4 protein-coding genes are annotated in these 4,823 nt (G+C 56.4%); all 4 read right to left on the bottom strand.

Annotated elements, in window-relative coordinates:
- Nucleotides 1–271: 271 nt before the first annotated feature.
- The 4 genes from tnpB to CQ13_RS42630 all read right to left on the bottom strand — a co-directional run bounded on the left by tnpB (nt 272) and on the right by CQ13_RS42630 (nt 4,624).
- Complete coding sequence (tnpB, locus tag CQ13_RS47020; RefSeq protein ID WP_197427267.1) at nt 272–436, bottom strand: IS66 family insertion sequence element accessory protein TnpB; 165 nt, start codon at nt 434–436, stop codon at nt 272–274.
- Between the two features lie 172 nt (nt 437–608).
- The gene (locus tag CQ13_RS07300; protein WP_063800041.1) at nt 609–1,667 is read right to left on the bottom strand and encodes an ABC transporter substrate-binding protein; all 1,059 of its coding nucleotides are present in this window, start codon (nt 1,665–1,667) and stop codon (nt 609–611) included.
- Nucleotides 1,668–3,071: 1,404 nt separating this feature from the next.
- Entirely contained in the window at nt 3,072–3,932 is an 861-nt protein-coding gene (locus CQ13_RS07295) for a phytanoyl-CoA dioxygenase family protein (protein WP_082637352.1), read from the bottom strand.
- A 536-nt stretch (nt 3,933–4,468) separates the two neighbouring features.
- Nucleotides 4,469–4,624, bottom strand: a complete 156-nt coding sequence (locus CQ13_RS42630) for a hypothetical protein (protein ID WP_156433554.1) — start codon at nt 4,622–4,624, stop codon at nt 4,469–4,471.
- Nucleotides 4,625–4,823: the final 199 nt, after the last annotated feature.

Genomic DNA, 4,823 nt, shown 5'->3' with positions numbered 1-4,823 from the left:
TCAGAAAATGCACCTGACGGCACCATCACACTGGTCGCGATCGATCGGAATGGGTGGTCACAATCCGTCGTAGCGGGTGGTCGCGATCGTCGGAATACGCACAGTTCCTTGATTATTTGACGCAGACGATCGTTCTGCGCACGCTCGGCCATCAGCATCGCCTTCCGCGTGCTTGCATCATCGGAAGCGCGTCGCGCGGGAATCGTCAGAATGTAGACCATGCGATGCAATGCATCGCGAGGCATAGATCGCACTGAGGCACTCTGCGCGATCATCGCGGCTGCATCGGTGCAGGCGTCGCTCGCGCAGCGTGAACCCGCTTCCAGTCCAGTCCTTTCAGAAATGCCGCGAGTTCTGCAGCAGATAGCGGCATCACGCCATCCTGCACGTTTGGCCCGCGGAACTTCCCGTCCTCGAGCCGCTTGCGTACAAGCATACGCCCGTGCCTTCCTAATAGATCAGCTTCACCCGGTCGGCACGCTTGGCACGGCACGAGGATGGTCCACGCGCGTAGATCACTCGTTGGTTTCATCGATAATCCAGACGCTTTTCTATTTGGAGGTGAAGACGCTGCCGAGAGGGTGACCCGCCCGGCAGCGACAGATCAATCACGTCAACTTCCACTCCTGGAACCGACGCGTCGCCGCCTCGTAATTGTCCGCCCAGTATGTATCGTTAAGGTAGACGTTTCTGGGGTTTTCTAGGTTTGGCTGCCATTTGCTGACATCGGGCGACAACATCGCGGAGCCTTTCTTAGAGACCGGAGTAGCACCAACCAAGTTATACAGTCTCGCTTGCACCTCTGGCCGCAAGTGATAGGCGATGAGCTTCATCGCACCGTCTTTGTTTCGCGCGCCCTTTATAAGTTGGAGAGTCGAGCCGCCAAGGACGTTTTGTTCGAAGGAAAATGCTAAAGGTACCCCGCCGCCTGGCTCGGTCGTCGCCTTGACGCGATTGGAATTGGCGATACTAAAATCAGCCTCGCCGACCTGCACCAATGCGGTGTCTTGCGGGGTGTTAGCTGCCCATACAAGCTGAGACTTGATGCGGTCGAGCGCCTTGAAAGCGCGATTCAAATCCAGCGGGTAGATGTCCTTGGGCGCCACGCCGTCGCCGAGCAGCGCTATCTCCAGCGTGTTCTGAACTCGAGCGCGTATTGCGCGCCGCCCAGGAAACTTTTGCCGATCAAAGAATTCGACAAAGTTTGTCGGATGTTTTCCAGAGCCAAATTTTTTCGGATCCCATGTTACGCCTTGGGCGTAGATTTCATACGTGACGTAGTCGCTTGTCGGCTGAATTTTCAAATCTTTGAGATCGAAAAGGGAGGGGTCGAGCTTGTCCCAAAACCCCAGTTTGGATCCGGCGGCGGCTTCCGCTCCAGTTGAAAGATAAACGTCAATTTCGATATTGCCAGTGAGCTGCATTGCCTTGACTTTATCTAGGCCGGGATATGGAACGAGCTGGACCCTGATTCCAGTTTCCTTTGTAAACGGATCAAACACTGCCTTGACAGTGGCATCCTGATAAGATCCTCCATAAGTGACCATTGCAACCGAGTTCGATTGGGCTACGGCGCGCGAAGTCTTTAGCACAATCGGTGCGGCGAGGACTCCCGCGGTGCTCACAAGGAAGGAGCGACGTGAAGGTGTAGAAATATCGTTCTGCATGACACTTCCTTTTGTTGGCTAGATTCGCCTTGGTTGATGAGGTGACTGCTTGTTACCTGAGTTGTGCTGCTTATGCGCTGACGCTTCTCCGCACTAAGCCGAGCTTAGTGCAGTGCGAGACAATCCTTATCGACGCGATCCTTCCATTTAGACCCGACGCTAACTCGCGCGCCTTTCAGCAGCGCCGCGATGTTGAAATTAAGGTCCATGGTTTCTCAATGTAGAGGCTGCGTTTGGACACCATGAACGCATCGATTTGACCCAGATTTCTTGCCGGAGCCCATGATCGATTCTGATCTCTATACAAATCTAGATTGGGTGCGAGCGTCACGGTCAAGCCGTCCAACTCCTTCGTTAACTTGATCTGGCACGAAGACGAGAATTCTCGCGGCGATCCTCGACTACATCCAACATCGCATTCTCGGTTTCACTGGCTGGCTCGAGTTTCGCCCGCCAACCATCGTCGATGTACACCTGACAAGTTCCGTAGGACATACACCCTCCGCATTGCCCAGTCAGATTCAACCCTGCATTCCGAATCGCTTCCATAATCGTTTGCGAAGACACCTCATTGAGTTCGACTAACTTGCCTCCTGGTCATAAACGAGCACTTTCATTTTGAGGAATTCCTAGAACACGACGTGCAACGATGCATAACACCAGTGCGAAGAACCTGGGGTTCAATCGCGCAGATGTCGTAACTTAGGACGAGCCAGCTTTCATGCCGGGATCCCAGATTGTGGGGCCCCTCTCCCGCATCGTGTCGGCGAGCAAGAGCTTCGCGAGTAAGGCGCAGTATTCATCCTAGTTCCTTGCCGGTCCGGCTTTCGGCGCTTACCGATAGTAGGAGTAGTGGACGCTTAATATTAGTAAAAACTTGTCCGAGGACGCAGGAATTCGGCGAGTAGCCCGCAAAAGGCCAGAGTTCTTAAACGATATGCAACTGAGGTGAACCTTGACCATGGGACCACCGGGACCGGTTTGTTAGTTGGATTCTTGGCCGATCCGATCTCCTGGTCGGTGTTGAAGATGTCCGACCGCCCGAATCGCGCGAGCGCCTCCGCAAGCGCATCGAGGCAGAACGAGATTGTCCATGGGGTTCGATAGTCGCCACGCCAGCACCGCTCGGCTCGCCCAATCCATGATTGCGACGTAGAGGGAGCGCGCGACCGACCCGGATGTTTGACGTCCGCGTACCAGACCTGGTTCGGCTGCTCGATCGCGAGCCCCGCAGCAGATACAGGAAGATCTTGTGCCCGAGCGCCGGCTTGCTGGTGCGGGGCTTCGGCCCCAGCGCCGCAATCCCATCCTGCGCATCAGGCGCTGGATGCGGTGCCCGCATGGCTCACGCATCGGTGCGCGCACGTCTCGCACGACGGAATGTGCAGCCTCCATCGACTGAGCCTAGGGCCTAAGTTCTCGGGAAAACGCCTTGGGACGAAGATTGAGCGTGCCAGCGTCCGAGCCGTCAACCGACCCAAGTCGCCCCCTCATGGTGCGAAAGCCCAGCAACGTGAGCTGCTCTTCGGAGCATGCCTCCAACACTTCGGGCGCAACCGAGATCGTGAAGTTCTCCTGCTGGCGTACGACGGCGCGGGAGTAGGCCGTTAGAAGTGCATAGCGGGGCTCATCAGTGAGATTGGCCCCTGTTGCGTGCCAAAGGCGGCCCTCAAAAATCATGATCGTACCCTTGGGGCCAATTGCCGGTACGGTTTCGAACGCCTCCGCGGGCGGATGTTGCGCTAGCCTGTGGCTGCCGGGCACAACCCGCGTTGCTCCCTTCTCCTCGGTGAAGTCGTGCAGCATCCAGATACAATTCGCCATGAGGGGGAATGGGGTCTCAATGGGCACTTGGTCGCCATGCAGCTTCCCCATAAGCCCCCCTTTGTGGGCGATATTCGCTATATGGTTAGAAAGCAGGATGTCCTCGCCAAGCACGTGGCGCATCAATGTCAACACCACAGGGTTCACCATGAGCCGACGAAAGATCTCGCCTTTATTCACAAGGTTCCAGACGCGCTGGTTGGCACCGCCGGGCTCGTGAACGCTGCCGAAGCCGCTGTCGTGATAGCCGCATCCATACGCATCTTCGCCCGCGGCCTGTTCGATCACCCGTGCCCGAGCGGCGTCGATCTCATCCTCAGTCGTTGCGCCGAGGAAACGCGTCATTCCATGATCGGTAAGATCGCGCTTTGCCTCCTCGATATTCGAGCGGATGGGAGCTAGCTCGGGCCTCGACTTCGTAGCGACATTCGATTGATTCATTTGGACTCCTTCACACGACTAGTGCCGTCGGGCCCTGTAGGTTTGGCCAGATGAGATCGCCCCTCAATGTTACGCAGCCGCTTAGTTTTCAAAGATGAAAGTGTGTGCCTTTCGCACCGAAGGACTCGCTCAGGTTTCGATTGTCCCTGCGAAGCTTTAGTCAGTACCGTTCCATAGCTTCCATGCTCAATTTTTGCGCCCCAACGCGGATCGCAACGTAGTGAAATTCGGCGGATTATTTCTGCCAATTCTCTGGAATAATGCATTTTTCCCGCGTGATTACTGCCGCACGTTCGCTGTTTTGCAGCGAGGACAATGCGATCTCGAGAGAAGGAGCCTTAGCGCTACGGCGTTTGCAAAAATAACAGGCTAGGTTTGATTGAACGGCGTGAATTTGCGCGCCCGAGCAGGTGGAGGCAACTTGGCTTCGTTGGTCAAGTCACGCATCGAGAGCTTAAGACATTAACATGCCGAGTTAAGCCGCTTGAAACCTGTCGACGAAGCTGTTTAGTTCGTGCTTCAGCCGAGGTGCTTCCTCAGATAGCAGTTCGGCAGACATTGGCTCCTGCCTCGAAGCGGTTGGTGACTTCGCCGACGCTCGCTGCAACCTGGGTGGTCCTGGCCGGCGCTTCCTGCACACTGAAGGCGACGTGCTTGGTCGTCGCCTCCTCCTCCCCGATTGAGTCGACCACCCGTGTGGCGATCTCCGCGATGCGAGCGCGAGCGGCGGCCAGAGACCTTCGCCTTACTCGGCTTCACCCATTACTCCGGGCTGACCAGATTGTCCGCTTCATCGCGAAGCACAAGACGGAAGGGAAACGCCTGACGCACAAGCTGCGGCGCGTGGTTCGGTACCCAACACGAGCACTCGCGAGGGGCGCCGGTAATCTA

The sequence above is a fragment of the Bradyrhizobium retamae genome, from assembly GCF_001440415.1.
Taxonomy (GTDB): Bacteria; Pseudomonadota; Alphaproteobacteria; order Rhizobiales; family Xanthobacteraceae; genus Bradyrhizobium; species Bradyrhizobium retamae.
Note: the sequence above shows the minus strand (reverse complement) of the source record. Positions and strands in the feature narration are given on the sequence as shown.